This window comes from Vibrio sp. 10N.286.55.E10 (assembly GCF_002872555.1).
GTDB classification, from domain to species: domain Bacteria; phylum Pseudomonadota; class Gammaproteobacteria; order Enterobacterales; family Vibrionaceae; genus Vibrio; species Vibrio crassostreae.
Genome location: NZ_MCSD01000024.1, coordinates 49,402 through 73,218 on the forward strand (window position 1 = coordinate 49,402; position 23,817 = coordinate 73,218).

The following is a 23,817-nucleotide window of genomic DNA, read 5'->3' on the forward strand; positions in this document are numbered from 1 at the left end:
CACTGATCCTTCTCTAGCCCTTGCTATACCTTACTTTTCATAAGGTGATAGATTTTATTTATCAAATGCACAAAATTTACCGTTAGATTTATCATTCGTCAAGGTGCAGTATTTAACCATCTTGAAACATAGTTGTTACAAAGTTGGATGGAATCGTGAACGCACAAACTAAAAAACACCCAGTAAAAACCGAGCTTTTCGCCTCAAAAGCACCACTAGAGTGGGCAATCGTTAATAACGGCACTCTATACACAGCGCAGATTCCAATTGATGAAACTGGCGCAGTAGTAGAGGGCGGTATTGAAGCGCAAACGCGTCAGACTTTTAACAACCTTGTTCATACATTGGAGTGTGCTGGCGAATCTATGGATTCAGTGCTGCAAGTTCTGATCTACGTGACAGACCGTGAATACCTAAAAACGGTAAACAGCGTATACGGAGAATACTTCAATGCACCTTATCCAAACCGTGCTGCGGTCGTCGTTGCAGGGTTAGCAAGAGAAGAAATGTTGGTTGAGTTCGTGGTTTATGCATCAGCATCTCAACCTGAATAATTCGACTGTGAACTAAGGCTATTTGCGGATCAAAACTCTTTTGAATTAAAGCGGTTTATTGATACAAGCGGTCGGGTTCATTTCAGATACAAAATGTACGACTTATTTTAGCAATTAATTACCTGAATATTAACAGTTTATTAATTAACCAAATGGTTGCCAGACTCAACCGCAACCTAACCGTTACAAGGACAGAATGATGACTCAATTACAGAATGTTCAAGCAGAAAGCGCACTTTACATTGGCGGCGAATGGCAAGCTGGTGTAAGCACCGTTGCGAACATTAACCCATCAGATATTTCTGAAAACATCGGTAACTTTGCACAAGCAAGCGCAGAGCAAGTTCAACAAGCGATTTCAGCGGCAAAACACGCTCAACCAGAGTGGGAAAAAACGCCGATTGAACGCAAGCAAGCGGTACTTCAAGCGATTGGTGATGAGCTGATTGCACGTTGTGATGAACTAGGCACACTACTTTCGCGTGAAGAGGGTAAGCCTTTTGCTGAAGGTCGTGGTGAGATTTACCGTGCAGGACAGTTCTTCCAATACTTTGCGGCTGAAGTGCTTCGTCAAATTGGTGACAACGCGGACTCAGTACGCCCTGGCGTTTCTGTTGAAGTGACTCGTGAAGCGGTTGGTGTTATCGGCATCATCTCTCCTTGGAACTTCCCGACAGCAACGGCTGCTTGGAAAATCGCTCCAGCACTGGCTTTCGGTAACAGCGTTATCTGGAAACCAGCAAACCTAACACCAGCAAGTGCGGTTGCGCTTACTGAGATAATCCACCGTCAAGGTATCCCTGCAGGTACGTTCAACCTTGTTTTGGGTAGCGGTTCAACAGTGGGTGATGCACTGATCAACTCTAAAGAAGTGAACGGTGTGAGCTTTACTGGTTCGGTTGATACGGGGCGTAAAGTAGCAGCCGCTACCGCACCAAACTTCGTTCGTTGCCAACTAGAAATGGGCAGTAAGAACGCACTTGTTGTTGCTGACGATGCTGATATCCAAACAGCAGTTGATGCAACTATCGCAGGTTCATTCTCTGGCGCAGGTCAAAAATGTACAGCATCTTCTCGTCTAGTGGTTATGGACGGCATTCACGACCAATACGTTGAAGCACTGATTAAGCGTATGAGCGAGCTGAAAGTGGGTCACGCACTAGAAGAAGGCGTGTTCATGGGGCCGGTAGTTGACGGTAACCAACTTGAAGCAAACCTAGGCTGGGTTGAGAAAGCGCGTCAAAGTGGCGGTGAGCTGGCATTTGGTGGTGAACGCTTGAGCATGCAACACGAAGGTTTTTACATGTCTCCAACGCTGTTCTTAAACACTAAGAACGATTGGGAAGTGAACCAAGAGGAAGTGTTCGCACCAATGGCAAGCGTGATTCGTGTGGCTGACCTAGAAGAAGCTATCGCGACGACCAACGATACTCGCTTTGGTCTAACAGGCGGCATCATTACTCAGAGCCTACGTACTAGCGCAATGTTCAAGCAACAAGCGCAAACAGGTTGTGTGATGGTGAACCTACCAACAGCAGGCACGGATTACCACGTACCGTTTGGCGGCCGTAAAGAGTCTAGCTTCGGTCCTCGTGAGCAAGGTCAATACGCGAAAGAGTTCTACACAGTGGTTAAGACGGCTTACCAGCGTCCTTACTAGATAGATCTCTATTAATTGACGTTCTATTAATGAAAAGTGGCCTGATTCACAGAGTCAGGCCAACATTCAAACCAAAACAGCAAACGAACTTAGACAAGTGATTTAACCCATTTTTGAAAACATGTTACTTGAGCGTGTTTTCAAAACCGAGCTAGAACACTGAGCTTTCAATAGGAGTGGTTATGTACCAGCAACGGATTGTTATAGATGGATTGCAATACTGCAATTGGAATAGAGAATACTTCCAAACACTAAAGGCGAGCGGCATTACAGCAGTTCACGCTACCGCGGTTTACCATGAGACAGCTCGTGAAACCTTATCTCGCTTTGCAGAGTGGAACTTAAGATTCGAGCAGAACGCAGACCTTATTATGCCGATTCACTCAATGGCTGATGTTGAGACTGCAAAAGCGACCGGTAAAGTCGGTATTTTCCTTGGTGCTCAAAACTGTTCTCCAATCGACGATGAGATCGGTCTTATCGAAGTGATGCGTAAGCAAGGTCTTTTGATCATGCAACTGACGTACAACAACCAGAGCTTACTGGCGACAGGTTGCTACGAGAAGAACGACACTGGTATTACTCGCTTTGGTAAACAAGCCATCGAAGAGATGAACCGAGTGGGCATGATCATCGATATGTCTCACAGTGCCGAGCGCTCAACACTTGAAGCGATTGACTTGTCTTCTCGTCCTATTTGTATCAGTCACGCGAACCCGACGTTCGCTCATGATGCATTACGAAACAAATCAAACGATGTGATTAAAGCCCTAACCGCACGCGGTGGCTTAATCGGATTCAGCTTATACCCATTCCACCTACCAAATGGCAGCCAATGTACATTGGAAGACTTTTGCCAGATGGTTGCGACTACCGCTGACATGGTCGGCGTAGAGCACCTTGGTATTGGCAGTGACCTATGCTTAAACCAACCTCAAGCCGTTCTTGAGTGGATGAGAAATGGTCGTTGGTCTAAAGCTATGGACTACGGTGAAGGCTCTGCGAACAACTCAGGTTGGCCAGATGCGTTGCGTTGGTTCTGTGGTAGTGCGGGTATGGAAAATATTTATAACGGATTGATGCGTCATGGTTTCAGCGAGTCTGAAGCTGGGCAAGTCTTGGGAGAAAACTGGTTTAACTTCTTGAAAGATGGCCTAGAGCCTCAAACCAAGGGTTAACGATTTCTCGCAAGCCATCATCGAATTAGCAGCCTTCTCACAAACGTTCAATTAGCAAGTGCTGCTTAAACCAATTTCACTATTCAAAAGGAACAACGGTCTATTTCGCAACGCGGTAACCCAAACATGGATTAGCCTGCCCAACACAAAAAACAATAGGGCAGGTGTTAAATACACCCTTGTAGTCATCATTCAAATGACAGCTGCAAAGAAACCTCTGGAGTCAGAGTATGTCTGATTTAACCAATAGCGTGAAATCTTCAAGCTTAAATGCGGGTCAAGCACACACAACAAGCAACACAAACGGGTCTGAGTCTACATCAGATAAATTAGGTCTATCCAACCCAGCACTTTGGTACAGCGGCGGCTTTATCGCTCTGTTCGTGGCACTTGCTCTATTTGATGGCGAGCTGTTATCAAGCCTAGTAAACGCTGGCTTTGCATGGTCTGTTAAAGTATTCGGTCCTTACTGGCAAATGCTTCTTCTTCTGACTTTTCTTATTGGTCTTGGCCTTGCGGCAGGGCGAACAGGCAAGGTTATCCTAGGCGGCATCGCTAAACCTGAAATGGATGGTTTCCGTTGGATGGCGATCATCTTCTGTACGCTACTGGCAGGCGGCGGCGTATTTTGGGCAGCAGCAGAGCCTATTGCTCACTACGTTAGCCCGCCACCATTGTACGGCGCACAAGAAAACGCACAGCAAGGCGCGGTGAATGCGTTATCGCAATCCTTCATGCACTGGGGTTTCTTAGCATGGGCTATCGTCGGCAGCTTAACGTCTATCGTGGTTATGCACCTTCACTACGACAAAGGCTTGCCGCTTAAACCTCGTATTTTGCTTTACCCAGTATTGGGTGAGCGTGCACTGAAAGGCCACACAGGCGCATTGATTGATGCATGTTGTATTGTCGCAGTAGCGGCGGGCACCATTGGTCCTATCGGCTTCTTAGGCTTGCAAGTGAGCTACGCACTGAACGCACTGTTTGATATTCCAGATGGTTTCACAACACAGCTGATCATCATTCTGTTCGCTATCGTTTTATACACATTATCGGCATTAAGTGGTCTTAACCGCGGGATGCAAATGCTAAGCCGTTACAACGTAATCTTGGCAATGGCATTGATGGTCTACATCCTGATCTTTGGTCCAACGAACTTTATCTTCAATGGCTACATTCAAGGTGTAGGCAGCATGATTGATAACTTCATCCCAATGGCGACTTACCGTGGTGACGAAGGTTGGTTGAGCTGGTGGACAGTATTCTTCTGGGGCTGGTTTCTAGGTTACGGCCCAATGATGGCAATCTTCATCGCTCGTATCTCACGCGGTCGTAGTATACGCCAATTGGTATCAACCATTAGCCTTATCGCACCGTTTGTTACTTGCTTCTGGTTCACGATTGTTGGTGGCTCTGGTCTTGCGTTCGAAATCGCAGATCCGGGTAGCGTAAGTAAGGCATTTGAAGGCTTTAACTTACCAGGCGCACTACTAGCTGTGACTCAGCAATTACCAATGCCAATGCTGATATCTATTTTGTTCTTGATCTTAACAACGATCTTCATCGTAACGACTGGTGACTCAATGACTTACACCATCAGTGTAGTTATCAGTGGTGAGACAGAACCCAATGCAATTATTCGTACCTTCTGGGGTGTGATGATGGGGGTAACAGCGTTAATTCTGATTTCCCTAGGTTCTGGCGGTATTTCAGCGCTGCAATCCTTCATTGTTATCACCGCGGTACCGGTTTCCTTAATCTTGCTGCCATCACTTTGGAACGCGCCTCAAATCGCAATCAAGATGGCAAAAGAGCAGGGGCTGTAATAATAAGGCTCTGTAAGAAACTGATTAAATAAGAACAAATCAGCCTTTGAAAGAAGGCTGATGCAAAATTCCGAAAGGAACAAAAAACCGTACTGGTGAAGATACATCGGGCGGCACGTATTTAGGTCAATTGATCTAGTCAGGACAAAATAATAAGGGGTGAGCTCGCTTGCCCCAAATAACGTGAAAGCTAACCAACACACTGTAAAAACGAATGCTTCAAATGATGGCAACGATCGGTTCTGAATGGCTAGCAAAATCCTATAACTATAAGGTGGTGAGCAAATGGATGCACATCGTTCTACCTACACTGAATCAGCACTACGTGACGCGACTGTCGTCATGGCACCGGAAAGGCTAGGTGCGATGCACCAAACACGCATCAGCTTCGTTAGAACTCTGATTCGTAAAATGGCTCAGCAAGAATGGAAAGTGACGAAACATGAGTGGCAATTAGACGCTCAAGGTTTTGGTCATGTTATCTATAAGCTTGCGACGCCAAACCATGTTTATCATTTGGTTGTTTTCTGCGATGAGATTGCAGATGACGAACGAAATGACCGTGTAATTGCTGAAAAGTGGGACGTAACGTTTGCGCTTGTTCTTGGTGATGTTGATGTCGCCCTACTTGAAAGACTTCGTGCGAACGTACCGCTTCAAGAAGCAGGCCGTAATCCAAATAACGTGCTTGTGTTGGCGCGTGCAAACAAAAGTGTACGTGTGTTTGAACACATCGTGAGTCACTTGGCTAAAGGTGTTCAACCAACGCCAAAAGAGCTGGCTGAAGTGGGTTACATCCTGCGAACGACAGCGGTATACGGTAATGGCAAATTTGGCATTGCTGACTTTAAAATCTTAGAGAAAAATGAAGATTTTAATCAGTCGTTTAGTGCGCAAATGTGTGCGGTTTATATGCTGCGTGAGTTCAGCCTAGATTGGGTTCATTACCTAGCCGAGCAACAGGGCGGTGAACAAGCGATTACCTTGCATAGAGGATTACAGCGTTACCTTGGTGTTGGTAATGCGACTGGTTTAGGCATGGCGCCATACCTTATTAACCACCCGAGTATTGTCGATCAGTGGATGACAACACGTGAGCATGCATTGGCTGACGTGTTAGCTAGTCACACGGATACAGCACTGATTGAACCGTTACGCGCTTTGATGAACAAAGCTGTGTGTCATTTAGAACAAGTCGTTACCATCAATGAAAACCAGCAAGAGTTGAACAAAGTAGCGGTTGATGAATTAAAACACGCAGAGCAATCGCTAGAAGTGTTTGTCAGCCAATGTGATACGTGGGCACAGTTAGTTGAACAATCTAAGCACATGAGTATGGAAGCCCAAGAAATCCTTATCTCATGCTTGATGGAATTGTACCCAGAATTAGTGGACGCCCATCAAGAGCAAATGAATTGCAGCGAAACACTGTCGCTTCCAAGTGGTAAAAAGATTCAAGACCTTTTGGTTGTGTTAGAAGAAAAGTACCGTTGGGCTATCACGACCGACTTTACTAAAGCCGAAAACAACTACTGGTTCTGGTACCGCTCTCAAGATAAAGAAGAACCAAGACTCGGTGTTCGAGGTGAAGAGCTAGGCGAAGAGCGTGAACTGCCGTTGGATATAGGCCGTCAAGCTTACCGTTTGTACCATGCTTTATTGCAGTTTGCGCCAGAGCTTTCATTGGCTGAGTTCCTTGTTAAGCAGCCACAGCATCGTGCTATTGCACGTCGTGTATGGACGCTAGGCAACAAAGCGATGGGCGACATTCAAATGAATGTGCTGCACCAAGATTCGCCACCAATGCACTTGCTGCGTTGCAAGCTTGCGATGTTTGGTGCGACTAAGTTTGATCCTCGCTCAGACCGTTGGGTACGAGTGACGTTTTTCCAAGGTGCGCCACTGCTTGATGAAATTCATCAGGACGAATGGGTGTTCCCAGTATTACCTAGTGAAGCGGAGCTCGCTGATTCACAAAAAGCTACTACACATATCAATGCTCAACATGGAGGTAAATCGTTATGATCGTTTCTCACAATGAACTGGTAGCGGCCGTCAATAAAGCCTTTCTGGGTATGCGCCGTACATGTGGTGAAGCCGATGTGATAGCGAACATGGTGGCAGATTTACAAATGGTGGGGTTGGATGGTGTTCGTCATTTTAACAATGCGAGCAACTTCATTGGGTTAGAAGACGATTGCCCAGTGGACATTCAAGTGCTTAGTGATAACACGGTTGAAGTTGACCTGCACAAGGCAAGTTTAGCGTGCCACCTACCTGTGGTGATGGATTACGCGATTGAAAAAATGGTCGGCAAGAAGACGCTGAAAATTGAGTTAAACAACTGTCATAACCGCTGGCTAGCGTACAGCGAGCTTGTGAAACTGGCGGCGAAGGGCATCGCGTGTACTGCACGTTGGGATAATGGCTCCAACCCTAAGAGCACTTTGTATGTGCTTAACCGTGGTTGCGTTGCACCAGAATTGTTTTTATCAGATTTGCCTCTGGCATCGGACGATCATATCCACAATATGACCATCGAGCTTTCCGTCCAGGATTTCGATATCGAACGTTTGTCAGATGGCTACCAAACACACATTGAATCGGAAGCGCTTTTTAAAACTCAAGAGAAGGCGTGGAACGAGGGCATTGAAGTTGACGATGGAGAGTGGGGCGCGTTGAAAGAAACGGCCACGGCGATCCTTGTTGAAAACAGCCAACGTTCAATTCAAGGTGCAGGTGAGCTAGAAGCTTCTTAGCTTTATTTTATAGAGCTTTAGTTTATAGATATTTAGCTTATAGAAACTGAGCCTATAAATCCTGAGCTTATTGAATTTATAAACCTCATTTACAACAGATAAAACCAAAGAGCTTAACGTATCCTCACCTCGTTAAGCTCTTTTTATTTGTGTTCTACTTTTGTTCTTCCTCTCAATAGGTCACACCTTAAACTCTCAGTTTTGACACAAGTTGTCACGCGTTGAAGGTTAATTGAACGATTAGATGAAGTACCTTCACAATCATGTTAAACAAACGGTTTCTTTTACAAGCCACTATGCGTATCTTGCTAACTAAAGGTGCCATCGGGCGCCGTTTTTATTCGTACCGATGACATTAGAATCAGATAAAAAGGAATGAAGCGTGCAAGCTAACTTTATTGATGGAACCACCCTGTATCGTCAGCACTCTTTTGAGTTGCCACTCGATTACCAAGCAAAAGATGGACAACAGATCCAAGTCTTCGCACGTGAGCTGGTTGATCTCGCTAAGGATTCGCAAGAACTGCCGTGGTTGATCTACTTTCAAGGTGGACCGGGCTTCCCGTCGCCACGAGTCAGCGGTCAATCGGGTTGGCTAAAGCGTGCATTGCAAAACTACCGTGTGCTGCTTCTTGACCAACGTGGTACAGGCAACAGCACGGTGATCAGCCACGAAACATTGGCTCATTTGTCTCCTGAACAACAAGCTGAATACCTATCGCATTTCAGAGCAGACAACATCGTGCGTGACGCGGAAGCGATTCGTGAGCAGTTCGGTGTTAAACAATGGTCGACGATTGGCCAGAGCTTTGGTGGTTTCTGTACACTTAGCTACTTGTCGCTGTTCCCACAAAGCTTACAGCGTTGTTATGTCACGGGCGGTATTCCGTCTATCGAGCGCGAAGCTGATGATGTGTATCGAGCAACCTACAAGCGTGTAGAAGACAAAAACAGAGCCTTCTTTGCTCAGTTCCCACAAGTGCAAGCTATGTGTCGTGAGATCTCTGATTACCTGCTTAACAACGACGTGAGACTGCCAAACGGTCAGGTGTTTACGGTTGAACAGTTCCAATTGATTGGTATTAACCTTGGTGGCGGTGAAGCAAACCTTCCTATGTACTTCACACTAGAGAGTGCGTTTGTTGAAGTGAACGGTAACAAGCAGCTGAGCTACAGCTTCCTAAATCAAATGCAGCAAGAGCAGGGCTACCTAACAAACCCTATTTACGCGATTCTGCATGAATCGATTTACTGCCAAGGCACAGCGTCTAACTGGTCGGCACATCGCGTGCGTGAGCAGTATCCGCATTTCAACTATCAATCGGGCAGTGAATTTTGGTTTACTGGCGAAATGGTTTATCCATGGATGTTCGACCAATTAGAAACACTGAAGCCACTGCGTGAAGCGGCGAACATGCTGGCTGAAAAGTCGGACTGGGGCACTTTGTACAACGCAGAACAGCTAAGTAAGAATACGGTTCCAATGGCGTGTGCGGTTTACGCGGATGACATGTACGTTGAGTTGGATTACAGCCGTGAAACACTGGCGAATATTCCAAATTCGAAAGCGTGGATTACTAATGAATATGAACACAATGGTTTGCGAGTGGATGGTGAACGAATCGTCGATAAGCTAATGACGATGGTTGATGCATTAGAAAACTTGCCAAAATAATCAAATTCTCTGCGTAGGTCATCTACGTTAGAAGTTATCTAAGTTAGAAACAAGGCACGCCAGAAACAAGAAAACGCTGCATCCGTGCAGCGTTTTTTTTATGTCATCAAACTCTGTTTTTACTTTGTATCGTATTGATTACTAAAGCGAGTAAAACAGAGAATTTAAGAACCGGGAGGGATAGTTCCTAAACTCATTATGGTTGGATGACGATATCTTGATTTTCAGTAGTCGATAAGCTGGCGCGGTTCTGTTCGATGAGCTGCGCCGCATAAGAGGGAGTCACAGCTTGAATTTCGCCTTTTGAACGAATCGTTAATGCTTCCCACGCATGATCACGATATTTGCCTGTCTGTGTATATTCAATAAGTACTCTCATGATTCTTCCGTCCGATGTGTGGTTAACGTGCTACTAACATTAGCGCCATTATTGAGGTTACACACCTGTTAAAAATGGAACATAAGATTAACCAAATGAGAATGCGAGCAACTTGAAAATTGCAGCGACTTGGACTTATTGTAAAGAGCCATACTTATCGTAAACAGCTGCATTTATCGTTAATAGCCATACTTATCGTAAACAGCTGCATTTATCGTTAATAGCCGTACTTATCGTAAATAGCGTGTATAAAAAAACGCTGCACAACGGCAGCGTTAAAATGGAGATAGGTTGAAGCTAGGTTAGCTGTTTTCTAAACCAACAATCTTGCGTGCAGACATGACTGCACTATCCAAATCGGTCAATCTACCAGCACTTGCTGGACCTAGAACTGATGAATACAAAGCCAACTGCTTCTCAAATGATAAATCTAATTGGTTATATAGATTTTGGCGGATTTGAGCGTGTTGCTGTGGCTTTGCGCTCGACAGGCCTTCCAACGTATCGTAGATGAGTGTAGTTGTATCCATATCTGTCCTTCGTACATCTTTGAAAAATTTTGCACATTATGCACTTGGTGTCATCTTTGTTCTGCGAGATTGATCGCATTATGTGCAGATCTGCTTAATTGTGTAATCAGTTAGTTATAATTGTGTTGTCTGACGCCACTGCGTACAAGAGGACCGAAAATGAAAAGGAGGCACATTGGCCTCCTTTGGTTTATTGCAATTCACTGTCTAAATGATATGTCCACTATCGGATGTTGATGGTGTTATCTCTGCGGTCATACATGTCCGGCGTGGTATGTAAGCCACCTGCGTAACCTGCAGCTTCAAGTGTTTCTCTTACCTCACGAACATGCTCTGCGGTGACTGGTTCTTGCCTATCTCCAAGATGCAATCGCACGAAGGTAATCAACTCAGCCAGTCTCTGATCCGACAATACATCCTCAAAACTTGCCATCGGCATGAAGTTTCGATCTTTGTCGAGATAGGTGGGTTGTAGGCCACGTACGGTTACCGCAATGGTGTTGAATGGGTCGCTGTGCATGATAATACCGTTATTCAATAGAGTAGGGGCGATAGGGTCGCGACCCTTGCCATCATCACCATGACACGCCCCACAGGTTTGACGATACGTGGTGTAAATTTCAGCTGCGTAAGACTCTTCATCAAAGCCTTGAGGCTGTAACGGCACGGCATCGCTGCTAATGGTGTTGTTGATATCACCGCTCAGCAAGTAGTAGGACATAGACTCAATATCTTCACGTGTCATCAAGCTTAGGCTGTTTTTCACTACATCAGCCATACCCGCAAAAGCCGTACCTTTATCTGAGTGACCTGTGTGTAAGAAATCGGTGAGTGTTTTCTCATCCCAGCCGTCGATATAGAGCTCATTTGCGGTGATGTCAGGTGCGTTCCAACCGTCGATTAAGTTACCTTGGAAAATACGTTCTGGTATCAGTGCTTGGGCAATGTTTCGTGGCGTATGGCACTCCGAACAGTGACCAAGCCCTGCGACCCAATATTTGCCTTGTTGCCACTTATCGACATCCTCAATTTCTCCTTTAAGTTCCTCTGGTACTTCGTAATCAATAGGGTCGGTATCCATGAATACGATGTTCCAGCCAAGCAAACCTAAGCGAATATTGGATGGAAACATCATGCTGTTGTCATCATTGCGTCGTGGCACGGCGGTGATTGACTGCATGTATTCCCATAAATCGACCATGTCTTGATCGGTGAGGTATTGATAAGAGGTGTAAGGCATTGCAGGGTACAAGTAACCGTTCTTACCTTTACCCGCAACTAACGCGGCTCGGAAATCATCGAAGTCATAAGTCCCAATACCTTCGGTGGTGTGTGGGGTTATGTTGGTTGAATACACGGTGCCGAAAGGTGTCACGAACGGTAAGCCGCCAGCAAAGGGTTCACCACCTTCTGCACTGTGACAAGCCACACAGTCACCGGCATAAGCGAGATATTCTCCGCGCTCAACAGATGATGCTTTCAAACTCGCGAGCCTTTGTTGCTCTACTTCACCAGCGTGTCGGATATAAGCCCCAAGCGCGAGTATTTCGTTCTCGCTGAGCTGATCATCAAACGCAGGCATTAGATTATTCAAACCGTAATTGATGGTGTGCTGAATCTCTTCAATACTGCCCCCGTGCAGCCAAGTATCATCGGAAAGGTCAGGTACTCCAATCGCTGGGTTGGCGACCGTACCATCGGCATGGCAAGACGAACAATATTTGACGAATAAGGTCTTACCGAGTTCGACCTTAACCTCAGGCACATCGGTATGACGCTGGTTAAGAGACGCTAGATAGTAAGATACCTTTGCCACTTCATCCGGGCGCATGATTTCGCTCCAACCTGGCATCGCACCATTTCGCCCTTTGGCAATGGAATGGATCACAGCCTCATCACTACCGCCATATAACCAATCTTGGTCGATAAGGTTAGGGAAGTGTTTCTGGCCTTGTGCATTGTCTCGGTGACACGCCGCACAGTGAGTTTGGAATAGTATCTGACCGCTGTTCACGATCTCAGGAACTGCAGCTAATCCCTCTAACGTGGTTTCACTGGTTTGTGCAAATTGCTCATTGAGAGTGGTGGATGGTGAACTGAGCTTGTCATCGCTCTGCTCCCAATCGACTAAGCCTTTCCACTCACCAAGCCCAGGGTAGAGCAACAAGTAGCCTGCAGAGAGTAAGAAGGCTACCGCATAACTGACAAACAGCAGTTTAGGTGGCGGCGCGTCTTTCTCTTCAATGCCATCAAAGGTGCCAATGGTGTGGTCGTGATCGGCCTTGTGATTGCTACGCCAGTATTTAACGACAACAGACACCATCAGAACAAAGAAAATTAAGGTTAATAATACCGCCCATAGATTCCAAAATGTGCTCATTGTGATACCTCCTGTGACGTATCTTTACCAAGGCTTTGAAGGTAACGAATTAGCGCTTCACCTTTGGTTTTGCCTCTTACTTGCAATCTCGCATCGCCAATCTCTTTGTCGGTATAAGGCACACCCAGCGTGCGCAAGGCTTCCATTTTGGCGCTGATATCATCTCCAGTCAGAGTTTGCTCAAACAGCCACGGGTAAGAGGGCATGATAGAGGTAGGGACAACTCTGCGAGGGTTCACGAGGTGAATGACATGCCATTGGTCAGAATACTTTCTACCTAAATTGGTTAAGTCTGGGCCTGTACGCTTTGAACCCCATAAGTTTGGAAACTCATAGATATCATCCGCTTCTTTATTCGGGCGACCATTACGTTTCACTTCTGGTTCTAGAGGGCGAACCATCTGAGTGTGACAAACATGGCAGCCTTCGCTGATGTAGATATCTCGACCTGCTAACTCAATAGGTGTCAGAGGCATCGCTAAGCTGCCTTTGGCAATATCATCTCCACGGACAATGCTTGGTACTACCCAAACTAATAAAGAGAAGGAGGCGACAACAACGGTGGTCAAAATTAAAATGACGATTGAATGTGTAAAGTCTTTACTCATCACTTAAGCCCCCTCATTAATGGTGTGTTTAGCGTCATGTACGGTTGGCATACGAGCCGTTTTGTACAAGTTGAATGCCATTAAGAACAATCCAAGTACAAACAGCGCACCGCCAAAGAAACGCATGAATAGCCAAGGTGCTTTAAAGTCCATAGCTTCTACAAAACTGTAAATCAGTTCGCCATTTTCATTTTGAGCGAGCCACATATAACCCTCACCGATGCCTGCGATCCAAAGTGCTATTGCATAGATGGCGACGCCAGCATGAGCGAGCCAAAAGTGCCATTTAATCAGTCGTCGCGACCAAAGGTCGGTTTGGCCCCATAAGCGTGGAATGAAATAGTAAAAAACCGCTATCCCTGACATCCCAACCCATCCAAGAGCTGCGGAATGTACGTGTCCTATGATCCACTCGGTGTTGTGTGCCACCATGTTGAACCAACGAATGGCAAGCAGTGGACCTTCGAATGTCGCCAAACAGTAGTAAAGAATCGCTGAGAAAAAGAATAAAAGAATGTAGTCGGATTTCAGCTTTTCCTTGTTTTGTAAAAGGGTCATTGCGCTATTGAACGCACCGGCCCAAGAAGGGAGCCATAGGATTAATGACATCACGATACCGATGTTCTGAATCCATATAGGAACGGAAGAATAAACTAAATGGTGCGTTCCGGCCCATGTGTAGAAGCCAACCAAGCCCCAGAAATGGATCACAGACAAACGGTACGAATAGATAGGTCGATCCGCCGCTTTGGGTATGAAATAGTAATTCATACCAATCACACCAGCGGTCAGTAAGAAACCGACGGCATTATGTCCCCACCACCACTGAACAATTGCATCTTGAGCCCCAGCAAATACAGAGTAGGACTTCATCGCCAACACTGGTATCGCGAGGTTGTTGACGATGAAAATCATGGCAACGACGATAATGAAAGCAGCAAAGAACCAGTTTGCCACAAAGATATGGCTGACCTTCCGCTTAGCAAGGGTGCCAAAGAACAACACCGCATAAAGCACCCAAACCAGCACAATCATTAAGTCGATTGGCCATTCAAGCTCCGCATACTCTTTTGAAGTAGTGTGGCCTGCGGGTAAGGAAATGACTGCAAGCAACAGGATGAATTGCCAGCCCCAAAATACCATCCATGAAAGGCTTTTATTGAACAAGTCACAATGGCCCGTTCGTTGGGCAATGTACAATGAGGTCCCCATCAAGATATTCACGACGAAGCCGTAAATCACTCCTGATGTATGTAGCGGACGCAGTCGACCAAATTGGAAGTATTGAGAATCAAAGTTTAAGACTGGCCAATATAATTGCGCGGCGAGGATCACGCCGATGATCATACCTACAATCGCCCACACTAAGGATGCGACGATGAAGTACTTCACGACCTTAATGCTGTATTGCGTTGTCACTTGTTCCATAACAAGGCTCCTTGCCTAGGGGTTTTGAACCGCTGACTTAATTTGAATCGCCGATTTCGCTCGAATCGTTACCAAGCATTGAATAGAAATAGGAAATGTCGCGGATATCTTGGTCTGAAAGCGTGTCGGCTTGTTGCTGCATGAGAATCGCTAAACCACTGGTTCTTTCTCGAGTCTGGTAATCTTTCAGTGAAGAGATTAGGTAACCCACTTTTTGGCCGCGGAGGTTGGGGTAAGGGTCTTGTGTAGAAACACCATCAACGCCATGACAGGTCATACACACTTTGGCTTTTTGCTTACCCAATTCGAATTGCTCTTGATCAACTTCAGCAGAAACAGGAAACATGACCAGCGTCATTACTAAGGTAGAAAGTGTCGTCATGGGGTTAAATTTTCGCTTGTATAAACTCATTATCGATTCCCTTGATTAAGAAGTGAGTAAGCTTTCTAAGAGCGACGCTCGATATCGGCTGGCGTAATATGAAGCGACAGATACCAGTTAAACAGGCTCTTAAAACTGCTTACGTTCGATTAAAGGTTATGCAGCGACAGGCATTCTCGCTACTTGCTGACTCATTTTTATTGTCAATTTTATTGGTCACTACGTATTCAGTGGCTGGATTGGATTACTCAAGGTGTTTAAAAAGCAGAGATTTCTACTAAATAAACGTGAGCCAATGATTATCTGGGAAGGAGCAAAGGTTGTGTTCGCGCTGGATTATAAGGTTGAAATGTTATTTAGTCAGGGTTGAGTTGTACGAATGAAAAATAAGGCAATGTCTAAGCAAGTCAAATGCCTAATATGGACTAAACTCAGATGAGTGACCTTTTTAAAACGGAGTTTAAAATGAGAACTGCACTGTTGTTCATGCTTTCATTGTGTTCATTTTCTATTTTCGCTACATCGCAACTCACCGTATTTGACCATCTAGGTCAAAAGCACCAGTTAAGCCGAGAGCAACTGTTACAACTTCCCCAACAAGAGATTATTACATCATTACCTTGGGTGGATGGAGAGCTAGTCTATAGCGGAGTGACCTTGCAAACAGTACTTGAAACCATGGACTTACCTATTGCATCTCAGGTAACTTTCGTAGCATTGAATGACTATAAAATTGCGGTGCCCAAGGAAGATTTTTACGATTACCAACCGATCATTGCGATAAAACAAAATGGTCAATTTATGTCGGTTAGAGATAAAGGGCCCTATTGGTTGATATATCCATTGTCTTCGACGCCTGATATTGATAATACAGACTTCCATGCCAAGATGATCTGGCAGATACGCGATATCCACCTATAGAGGTTCTCTATGAAAAAGCTGTTGTCGTTGACTGCCATTAAGGTCGTCGTGTTATCTTTGGCTGCGGTGGTGCTCACCGTTAATATTTACAGTGTCACTCGCATTAACGACATCAACAAAAGCTTTTCGACTCGACAAAATGAAGCCACCTGGTTTGTTTTCCAGTTAGTAAAGGAATATGCCAATTTTCTGATGGTAAGTCGTTCCGAAACTATCGATTACGATGAGTTATGGCTAGCGTACGATATTACGTGGAGTCGTTTTGATATATTGATTAACAGCACTGAATCTTCCAACTTCATTAAGTCAGCAAACTTTAAGCCTTATTTCACTTCGGAGTTTGATAAATTTAAGAGCTTGGAATCCTCGATAAAATTGGTCAGTGAAGGATTATTACCCAAGGAGTCATTACAGAAAAAGGTCGATATTTGCTACCACACACTTGTAGATTTTATTAACGACAAGTTTCGCTTACAAAGCCCTGTGATTGAAGAAAATACTTCAATGGTTGATAACTTAGTTACCGTCCATCGAATCAGTAGCGTGTTTCTAGTTGCTATCTTGCTGATTACCGGGGTTATTTTCTATGTGGATTTCTCTATCAAAAGAAAACTCTACTCTACGGATTTTATTACAGGGTTTCGTAATCGAATCTCATTGATGAAATTTGTGAAGAATAGCTACTCGAAAGACAACAACTTTGATCTCTATTTTGTCCGAATCAGAAACCTTACTGAAATTAATCAAAAATATGGTCTTGAATATGGCGATCTTGTAGTGAGTTCGGCAGCTAAGTCTCTGACTGCTAAGATACCAGAAAGCACCATTTCGTTTCGCAGTAGCGGAAGCCAGTTTTTATTTTTTATTCCTGACCATTTGTACGCGAGTGATGAAATTCAGGAGGAATTTAACGACGTGCTCAGTGATTACATCTCGGCAGGTAACCTAGAGTTGATGATTGACGCCGTAGTCAGGCATAAGAGAAACATAAGCTCCAAAGATATGATGGAGTTACTGACCTCGATGCAAGGCTAAGCTTCTTATATGGCTTAGTCTCGTTTTTATCCCTCCCTACTGATACCTCATCTTATTGGTACTTGTATGTCTACGTTAAGAGTCTTAATAAAGCTGACCAAGCTAAATTTATTAGCTTGGTCAGCTTAGCTTACGTACTAACTTGTTACCCTCATTAATATGTTGGCTTATGAGCCAGAAGAGGGCTTCATTTATTTATTCGGGCTTGTCTATAGGAACTGTTAGTTCAAGCGTATCGGTGAGTCTGTGCTTATTGCAGGAGGTTTATTCAGATGATAATGAAGCAGAGGTTTGGCCATGGTTGTTAAGTCATCGAGCTTACCGAAACACGACTATTGTTTTTGATTTAGTGACACAACCCTTTCGCAAGAGTTTGGTTCTAAAAGCGATTGTTGGTCTAGAATGGCTTGTGGATTATGGTCACGGACAAATTCAATAAACTCAATGTAAGTTAACGGTTGGCTGAATAAATAGCCCTGAATGAGGTCGCAGTTGGCTTTTCGAAGAAGATGATACTGTTCAAGAGATTCGACTCCTTCACCTACAACGAAGGTGTTACAAGAGTGTCCTAAGTTAACCATGGATTCGACCATCTTGCGGTCAGCCTTATCGTCGACGATATTATCGATAAAGCTCTTATCAATTTTAAGTTCGTCAACAGGGTAATGGAGAAGTTGGTTAAATGCTGTGTAACCCGTACCGAAGTCGTCAAGGGAAACTTTTAAACCTAAGCTTCTGATACTCTCAATGGTCTGCACCGTAAGTTTGCTGCTTTTAACGTAGCTGGTTTCGGTAATCTCTATAATGATATTGCAAGGCGGAACTTTATAACGCTCGAGTACCTTCCGAACATTGTCGGCAAAGTTACGGTTGTAGAGCTCCATCGCCGAGATGTTAATGGACAAGGTGCCACTGTATTGGTGAATATCTGAAAGCTCTTTATAACTCTTGATTGCGGAACTAATGACCCACATGTCGAGTTTGGATATCAAATTACTTTTCTCTGCGACTGGAATGAACTCATCTGGTCCTGCCTTTATATCAAATAGAGCTGGGCAGCGAATCAGACATTCTGCTCCGTCAATCTGAAGTGTTTTAGCATTGAAAATAGGCATAAAGCGAAGTTCAAAGTTGTCGCTCTCGCAGCACTCCAATAGTCTTTTTTCGATAACATCATGCCTTTCAAGTGAGTGGAGTAACTCTTCGCCATAAACAATCCTGCTCTCCCCATCGCTGTGATTCTTAGCATTAATCAACATAGCATCAATACATCGGTGCCATACCTCTTCAAATTTGGGGGTGTCGACAGGCAGAACACCCGTTGCAATCGAGAGCCTAAAACCATAGTAATCGAGGAAAGTCGTTCCCGTAAGAGTGTGGTTAATGTTCTCAATTTCTTCGTTTATTGACTGATGATCACCTATTTCTAATATGGCAATGAACTGGTTTCCTCCCAACCTTGCTACTGAATAGTCGCTGCAACTAAAGCCAAAAGAGGATTGTTGGTTCTGTAAGGTTTCTCTTAGTACTTTGGCTAGACTAACGAGCACATTGTCACCCACTTTAGCGCCATATAAATCATTGATTTTACGGAAGTCGATAATATCCCAACAAACCAAGTAACAGTGTGGGCGCATTGAACTTTTTATACGTACATCTAGGTGTCGAATGAACGAGCGTCGGTTGGCCAACTTTGTTAATTGATCGAACTCAGCTTCAAATTTCAATTCCGTTAGTGAATCAATGTAAGCGTTCTTAAGACCATCGATCTCACTTTGACCAGATGAGCGTTTGAAATATCTAAGTTTGAGTCCGCCAATGGAGATCTCGTGTAACAAGTCTTTCAGTGGGCGAACTAATTGATAGCGGACGACCATGTGTACGATGAGCATGATTATGAATAATGTTGTCAAGCAACCAAGTAAGGTCTTCTGAGCGATAATGGACTTTTCTTGATTGAATTTTTTTTCGCGGATATTAACTTGGGCAAGGAAGTGACGGCTGTTCATCTCAACTTTGATACGGTCTTTGGCTTGTTCAAACGACTTGATGACGAACTGCGTATTTTCGATATGTTCTGTGTTTGATGACGGTTCAATTAGTAGTTGCATGTTGTCATCATCGTTGTATTTGTTGAGCAAATTAGACAACTGTTTTAATGGTCCGTCTGCAATTAATATATATCGATTTAGACTGTTGTTCGCGCGCTTGTCTTGCGGGACTAAATAAGGGTCGATCGCGGTAACGTAAGCATATCTAAGCTCACCACTCACAGAGATATAAGAGAAACCTTCATAAGACAGCTCGTTTCTATTGATTAACGAGGTATAGATATCGAAGACTTTTTCATAGATGTTATCTGGGATTTTTAATCCCTCGAAAGGGTCTGATCGTAAAGTAGAAAGCGTTAATTTGAATTTAGGATTTACGACATAGATATTACGTTGACCAAATTGATTAACATGACTTTGGTTTAAGACTCGAAGTACTCTTTTCTCTAATAGAGATAGGGTGGTGTAGTCACCAGGGTTTTGAATATATCTCAAGAACTGTAGGGATGAACCAATATCTTTTACTAGTAAAGATAGGCCAAGTTGTTCGTACTCAGCGGCCACTAGAGCGGTGTTCACGTCGGACTGAACTTCGTCTAAGTACATATGTTTTACGTGGTTGGAGGCTAAGTTATAAGTAACCATCCCGCCCATTGCAAACACGAACAATAACGTGGGAATGAGTACAAAATAGAGCTTCTTTAATACTGACATTAATTATCTTAGACTGTCGACAATGCGGTTACGAATTTGAATACTATTGGGTTCGAGTTGTTCATATAGATGGCTACGCTCTAATACCTCTTTGCTAGGGAAAAGCTCAGGATCATTCTGATATTCTGGAGTGGTCAGGGCTTTTGCTTTTGAACTTGGAGTCGCAAACCATGACCCCATCGCGTTTTGAGCGGCGATCTCGGGTTGAGTTAAGAATGATAGAATTGTTATCGCTTGTGGAGATAGCTCACCGTTGTTAATTGCTGCAATACACTCCAACCATAACGTGGTGCCCTCCTGAGGGACAATATAGGTCCATGAGGCATTAGGGTCGGCATCATTCAGTACATAGCTGTCACCGGAGTAGCCGTAGGCGAGATCTATATCTGCGAGACGTTCAGGTTGGTGGGTATAGTCAATGACGTATTCGCTACTTTCTATATGAGGCTTTTGTGCTTGCAGAGTCTTGTAAGCTATGCGTAGTTCTTGCTCGTTATTAGTGAATGGATCAAACCCATTTGCTAGCAACGCGGTACCCACTAGATCGGTTGGTTCGTAATACATACTTATGCGACCACTGCTGTTCGTGTCTGGTTCAAGAAGAGCTTTCCAAGAGGTAGGAGGGTTTAATTTGTCACTTCGATATAAGATTCCCGTCGTTCCCCAAGCATAGGGGATGCCATACTCGCCACATCCTTCGACCCACCTTGAATCGATGTTATCCGTAATGGATTGTTGTAACTCACTGAGGTTGTGAAACAGGTTCTGCTTGGCTAACGCATTGAGCTTTACACTTTCTATAATCACTAGCTCAAATGCGCCCCGACGTTCGCTTAATAGCACTTCATCTCTGATCGACTCGTCAGAAAAAAACTGCTGTTTCAAATAAATGCCGTACGTGTCGCTTAGTTCGGTCACGACGCTATCGGATAGAAATTCATCCCAATTGTAGAGATAAATCTCATCCTGTTGGCTAAAGGCAGTGCCAGTTAAAAAAGATGATGACGCAAGAACTGAAATATAAAATGCTTTCACTGACGGATTCCTTTCCTACTTTGCTTAACTAAATCGTAGCCCAAATTTTGCGACATAGCTCAAATTTAGGTCTCTAATTTCACTTCAACATCACGCAATGCATCCAGGTGGAAAAATCCTATAACCTAATTGGAGCCAAAAGTAAGCTTTAGCACAACATCACTACGTTAAATCAAGGGGATATCAACCCTTGACCGATGAAAACACGGGATTTGTTTGGTTATTAGGTTACTAGTAAATATATATTCAACTACTTGAGCATTTTTTCGTTATTTATGCAATAGTAGGGCATTAATTGAACGATAAGGAGGTTGGTTTATGGATGCAGATTTAGTTGGAATTTTTGTTACCGTGGCGATTGCTCACTTTTTGGCGCTATTAAGCCCAGGACCAGATTTTGTGATTGTGGTGAAGAGTGCTGTTCGAAATAAGGGAAAAAAAGCCCTAGGCGTTGCATTCGGTATTGCCAGTGCGAATGCGGTTTACATTGCTTTGTGCCTAGTTGGCGTAGGCTCGATTTTGGCAGCATCCGTTTCTATTATGATTGCACTCAAGATAATTGGTGGAGTGTTTCTTGTTTATCTTGCAGTGCAAGCCATAAGAGCGAAGAAATGTAATTACAATAATATGGATGTTACCGAAGGAGATAGCTTCAACCAAACGACTTTTTTTAAAGAATTCCTCACCGGTTTTCTATCTGGAATCCTTAATCCTAAAAACCTATTGTTCTATTTGAGCTTATTCACGGTGGTATTGAACAAAGATATTGGCTTCATGTTTAAGTTTGGGCTAGGTATTTGGATGACGGTGGTTGTCTTTATATGGGATGCGGCGATCATCTTCCTGTTATCTGCGCCCAAAGTACGTCAAGAGTTTACGCGTGTTGCTTACTATATTGATAAAGTGACAGGAGTAATGCTAGGCCTACTTGGTTTGACCATTGTGAAATCTGCGCTAGTACGTCAATAGGTTCAATTTGAGTCATCATTGCTGAGTAACTTCACGTTTGTGGCACGATACAATGCTTATGTGCCGCGAATGTGCGTATGTTTCCTACCTTGTCTGATACGTTTTATCTAGTGCTTGCCCGATATTAAACCTTCTGCTTCATCCACCAATTCTTTTCATAACTCTTTGTTTATCTTTCCTTACTCTTCAAATAACTATTAATAAAATTTCTGTTGAAGACTTGTAGCACAGTGTATTTGTGCTTATTGTAGGCAAAATATTTATCCGATCTCAAAGCTAGGAAACATTGTGAATTTAGAGATATATCAAGTGGATTCGTTCACAACTCAAGCTTTTAAAGGAAACCCCGCAGGGGTCTGTATTTCCAAAGAGCCATTGGGTGAGTCGTTAATGTTTTCAATTGCTGAAGAGATGGCTGTATCCGAAACGGCTTTTTTGTCACTTAACACTATGACACTTAAATGGTTCACTCCAGAAGTAGAAGTGAAGCTGTGTGGGCACGGTACACTGGCAACCGTTCATGTGATGAAAGAGCAAGGTCTGCTCAACACAGGGGATAGGGTCATATTTAATACCTTATCTGGGGAGTTGTCTGCCGCAGTTTGTGAATCGTCTATTGAGCTTGATTTCCCTAGTACACAGTTATCATTGTTTACTGAGCCCAACCTCATGTTGCTCGAACATCTTGGTTTAGAGTCGAACCAAGTCGTTTCATTCCGAGAGTTTGATTCCAAGCAGCTAATCGAAGTGTCTGACGAGCGAGTGCTACTGGGCCTTTCACCAAATTTTGATGCTTTAAAAGGTATTAAAGGGCGAGGCGTTGTCGTGACAGCGCTTTCATCGAATACTGAGCTTGATTTTGTTTCTCGTTATTTTGCACCATGGGTTGGGGTAAATGAAGATCCTGTGACAGGGTCGGCGCATTGTGCATTGACGCAGCACTGGGCAGAAAAGCTAAACAAAAGCAGCTTCAGTGCGTATCAGGCGTCTCGTCGTGGTGGCTATATGTCGACAGAGCTATTAGCTAATGGGCGAATAAAGCTAATCGGTTCTGCGACCACTGTGATTAGTGGTGTGTTGAAGATTTAAAGCGTTATTGGCTGTATCTGTTTGAGCGCATCAAGCGAGTTCGTTCGATGATTGATTGAATGAAGCGGCTAAAGCGTAAGTTATTATTGAAGGAATCACTGTGTCAGCGTTTTATCTATCTCAAGTCTTAGTCGCCATTGCGATTTGCTTCGATCTTCTGTCATTCCAGTTCAAGGAAAGGAAGAAAATCGTCACTTGTCTGTTCTTTGCCGGTGTGCTTATTTCGAGTCACTTTATTCTACTCGAGCAATGGACAGCGGCGAGCCTAATGACGATTGCCACCATTCGCTATTTGACGAGCGTATTTTCTACCTCGTCTAAGTTTAAATATTTATTCTGTTCGATGTCGGTGGTCGCAACGGCCGTGACTTATTCGGGGCTGACTAGCGTACTGAGTTGCTTTGCTTCCGTATTTCAAACCTTCGCTGCGTTTAATAAGGATGACCGCCGCTTAAGAGAATTGATGATCATCGGCACCAGTTTTTGGTTGGTTCACAATTATTTAGTTGGCTCGCCAACAGCGGTTCTTATGGAAGCGCTGTTTATTTGCAGCAACTTGGTGGGTTATTACCGTTTTTACTTCAAAAAGAATGCGATAGCTTAGAGTTTGAATCTGTTGCTACGCAATAAAGTACACCGCATGA

19 protein-coding genes and 1 pseudogene are annotated in these 23,817 nt (G+C 44.1%); 12 read left to right on the forward strand and 8 right to left on the reverse strand.

Going from position 1 to position 23,817, the window contains the following annotated elements:
- The first annotated feature begins 155 nt into the window (after positions 1-155).
- The 7 genes and pseudogenes from BCV39_RS14165 (at position 156) to BCV39_RS14200 (ending at position 9,652) form a co-directional block, all read left to right on the forward strand.
- Entirely contained in the window at positions 156-554 is a 399-nt protein-coding gene (locus BCV39_RS14165) for a RidA family protein (RefSeq protein ID WP_004730412.1), read from the forward strand.
- Between the two features lie 199 nt (positions 555-753).
- Complete coding sequence (locus tag BCV39_RS14170) at positions 754-2,214, forward strand: aldehyde dehydrogenase family protein (protein WP_048668871.1); 1,461 nt, start codon at positions 754-756, stop codon at positions 2,212-2,214.
- Positions 2,215-2,396: 182 nt separating this feature from the next.
- The gene (locus tag BCV39_RS14175; RefSeq protein WP_102431239.1) at positions 2,397-3,392 is read left to right on the forward strand and encodes a membrane dipeptidase; all 996 of its coding nucleotides are present in this window, start codon (positions 2,397-2,399) and stop codon (positions 3,390-3,392) included.
- Positions 3,393-3,622: 230 nt separating this feature from the next.
- Positions 3,623-5,218: a BCCT family transporter gene (locus tag BCV39_RS14185; protein WP_048660322.1), complete on the forward strand. Its 1,596-nt coding sequence runs from the start codon at positions 3,623-3,625 to the stop codon at positions 5,216-5,218.
- Between the two features lie 223 nt (positions 5,219-5,441).
- Positions 5,442-7,243 (forward strand): annotated as a pseudogene (locus tag BCV39_RS14190) (hypothetical protein).
- Entirely contained in the window at positions 7,240-7,977 is a 738-nt protein-coding gene (locus tag BCV39_RS14195; protein ID WP_048660319.1) for a DUF3726 domain-containing protein, read from the forward strand. The pseudogene BCV39_RS14190 and the gene BCV39_RS14195 overlap by 4 nt, the downstream one beginning before the upstream one ends.
- A gap of 382 nt (positions 7,978-8,359) precedes the next feature.
- Positions 8,360-9,652 carry an alpha/beta fold hydrolase gene (locus tag BCV39_RS14200; protein ID WP_102431237.1) on the forward strand — a complete coding sequence of 431 codons (1,293 nt, stop codon included), beginning with the start codon at positions 8,360-8,362 and terminating at the stop codon, positions 9,650-9,652.
- 196 nt (positions 9,653-9,848) lie between these two features.
- Here the strand turns inward: BCV39_RS14200 and BCV39_RS14205 are convergent, their stop codons facing one another.
- The 6 genes from BCV39_RS14205 to BCV39_RS14230 form a co-directional block, all read right to left on the reverse strand.
- Positions 9,849-10,031 (reverse strand): hypothetical protein, encoded by a 183-nt coding sequence (locus tag BCV39_RS14205; protein WP_004730424.1) that lies wholly within the window; start codon positions 10,029-10,031, stop codon positions 9,849-9,851.
- 302 nt (positions 10,032-10,333) lie between these two features.
- Complete coding sequence (locus BCV39_RS14210; protein WP_004730426.1) at positions 10,334-10,561, reverse strand: PAS factor family protein; 228 nt, start codon at positions 10,559-10,561, stop codon at positions 10,334-10,336.
- A gap of 223 nt (positions 10,562-10,784) precedes the next feature.
- The gene (locus tag BCV39_RS14215) at positions 10,785-12,941 is read right to left on the reverse strand and encodes a cytochrome c (protein WP_102431236.1); all 2,157 of its coding nucleotides are present in this window, start codon (positions 12,939-12,941) and stop codon (positions 10,785-10,787) included.
- On the reverse strand, positions 12,938-13,552 hold the full coding sequence (locus BCV39_RS14220; protein ID WP_184957417.1) for a cbb3-type cytochrome c oxidase subunit II: 615 nt from the start codon (positions 13,550-13,552) through the stop codon (positions 12,938-12,940). The genes BCV39_RS14215 and BCV39_RS14220 overlap by 4 nt, the downstream gene beginning before the upstream one ends.
- Positions 13,553-14,977, reverse strand: a complete 1,425-nt coding sequence (ccoN, locus tag BCV39_RS14225) for a cytochrome-c oxidase, cbb3-type subunit I (protein WP_102431235.1) — start codon at positions 14,975-14,977, stop codon at positions 13,553-13,555.
- A 37-nt stretch (positions 14,978-15,014) separates the two neighbouring features.
- Positions 15,015-15,389, reverse strand: a complete 375-nt coding sequence (locus tag BCV39_RS14230) for a cytochrome c (protein ID WP_102431234.1) — start codon at positions 15,387-15,389, stop codon at positions 15,015-15,017.
- Between the two features lie 435 nt (positions 15,390-15,824).
- Here BCV39_RS14230 and BCV39_RS14235 point away from each other — a divergent pair, with 435 nt between their 5' ends.
- Both BCV39_RS14235 and BCV39_RS14240 read left to right on the forward strand, forming a co-directional pair.
- Entirely contained in the window at positions 15,825-16,280 is a 456-nt protein-coding gene (locus BCV39_RS14235; RefSeq protein ID WP_102431251.1) for a hypothetical protein, read from the forward strand.
- A 9-nt stretch (positions 16,281-16,289) separates the two neighbouring features.
- Positions 16,290-17,315, forward strand: coding sequence for a diguanylate cyclase (locus BCV39_RS14240; RefSeq protein ID WP_102431233.1), 1,026 nt, complete (start codon positions 16,290-16,292; stop codon positions 17,313-17,315).
- A gap of 332 nt (positions 17,316-17,647) precedes the next feature.
- Here the strand turns inward: BCV39_RS14240 and BCV39_RS14245 are convergent, their stop codons facing one another.
- Both BCV39_RS14245 and BCV39_RS14250 read right to left on the reverse strand, forming a co-directional pair.
- Complete coding sequence (locus BCV39_RS14245) at positions 17,648-20,080, reverse strand: bifunctional diguanylate cyclase/phosphodiesterase (RefSeq protein WP_102431232.1); 2,433 nt, start codon at positions 20,078-20,080, stop codon at positions 17,648-17,650.
- Between the two features lie 3 nt (positions 20,081-20,083).
- On the reverse strand, positions 20,084-21,115 hold the full coding sequence (locus BCV39_RS14250; protein ID WP_102431231.1) for a spermidine/putrescine ABC transporter substrate-binding protein: 1,032 nt from the start codon (positions 21,113-21,115) through the stop codon (positions 20,084-20,086).
- 318 nt (positions 21,116-21,433) lie between these two features.
- On the opposite strand from BCV39_RS14250, the gene BCV39_RS14255 reads away from it, so the two are divergent.
- The 3 genes from BCV39_RS14255 to BCV39_RS14265 all read left to right on the forward strand — a co-directional run bounded on the left by BCV39_RS14255 (position 21,434) and on the right by BCV39_RS14265 (position 23,777).
- Positions 21,434-22,084 carry a LysE family transporter gene (locus BCV39_RS14255; protein ID WP_102431230.1) on the forward strand — a complete coding sequence of 217 codons (651 nt, stop codon included), beginning with the start codon at positions 21,434-21,436 and terminating at the stop codon, positions 22,082-22,084.
- A gap of 288 nt (positions 22,085-22,372) precedes the next feature.
- Positions 22,373-23,173: a PhzF family phenazine biosynthesis protein gene (locus BCV39_RS14260; RefSeq protein ID WP_102431229.1), complete on the forward strand. Its 801-nt coding sequence runs from the start codon at positions 22,373-22,375 to the stop codon at positions 23,171-23,173.
- Positions 23,174-23,273: 100 nt separating this feature from the next.
- Positions 23,274-23,777, forward strand: coding sequence for a YgjV family protein (locus tag BCV39_RS14265; protein ID WP_048660308.1), 504 nt, complete (start codon positions 23,274-23,276; stop codon positions 23,775-23,777).
- The last annotated feature ends 40 nt before the right edge of the window (positions 23,778-23,817 follow it).

Coding starts and splice junctions, on each gene's coding strand:
- BCV39_RS14195 (WP_048660319.1), top strand. CDS start 7,240: ATGATCGTTTCTCACAATGAACTGGTAGCGGCCGTCAATAAAGCCTTT.
- BCV39_RS14240 (WP_102431233.1), top strand. CDS start 16,290: ATGAAAAAGCTGTTGTCGTTGACTGCCATTAAGGTCGTCGTGTTATCT.
- BCV39_RS14170 (WP_048668871.1), top strand. CDS start 754: ATGACTCAATTACAGAATGTTCAAGCAGAAAGCGCACTTTACATTGGC.
- BCV39_RS14175 (WP_102431239.1), top strand. CDS start 2,397: ATGTACCAGCAACGGATTGTTATAGATGGATTGCAATACTGCAATTGG.
- BCV39_RS14230 (WP_102431234.1), bottom strand. CDS start 15,389: ATGAGTTTATACAAGCGAAAATTTAACCCCATGACGACACTTTCTACC.
- BCV39_RS14235 (WP_102431251.1), top strand. CDS start 15,825: ATGAGAACTGCACTGTTGTTCATGCTTTCATTGTGTTCATTTTCTATT.
- BCV39_RS14210 (WP_004730426.1), bottom strand. CDS start 10,561: ATGGATACAACTACACTCATCTACGATACGTTGGAAGGCCTGTCGAGC.
- BCV39_RS14255 (WP_102431230.1), top strand. CDS start 21,434: ATGGATGCAGATTTAGTTGGAATTTTTGTTACCGTGGCGATTGCTCAC.
- ccoN (WP_102431235.1), bottom strand. CDS start 14,977: ATGGAACAAGTGACAACGCAATACAGCATTAAGGTCGTGAAGTACTTC.
- BCV39_RS14215 (WP_102431236.1), bottom strand. CDS start 12,941: ATGAGCACATTTTGGAATCTATGGGCGGTATTATTAACCTTAATTTTC.
- BCV39_RS14245 (WP_102431232.1), bottom strand. CDS start 20,080: ATGTCAGTATTAAAGAAGCTCTATTTTGTACTCATTCCCACGTTATTG.
- BCV39_RS14185 (WP_048660322.1), top strand. CDS start 3,623: ATGTCTGATTTAACCAATAGCGTGAAATCTTCAAGCTTAAATGCGGGT.
- BCV39_RS14205 (WP_004730424.1), bottom strand. CDS start 10,031: ATGAGAGTACTTATTGAATATACACAGACAGGCAAATATCGTGATCAT.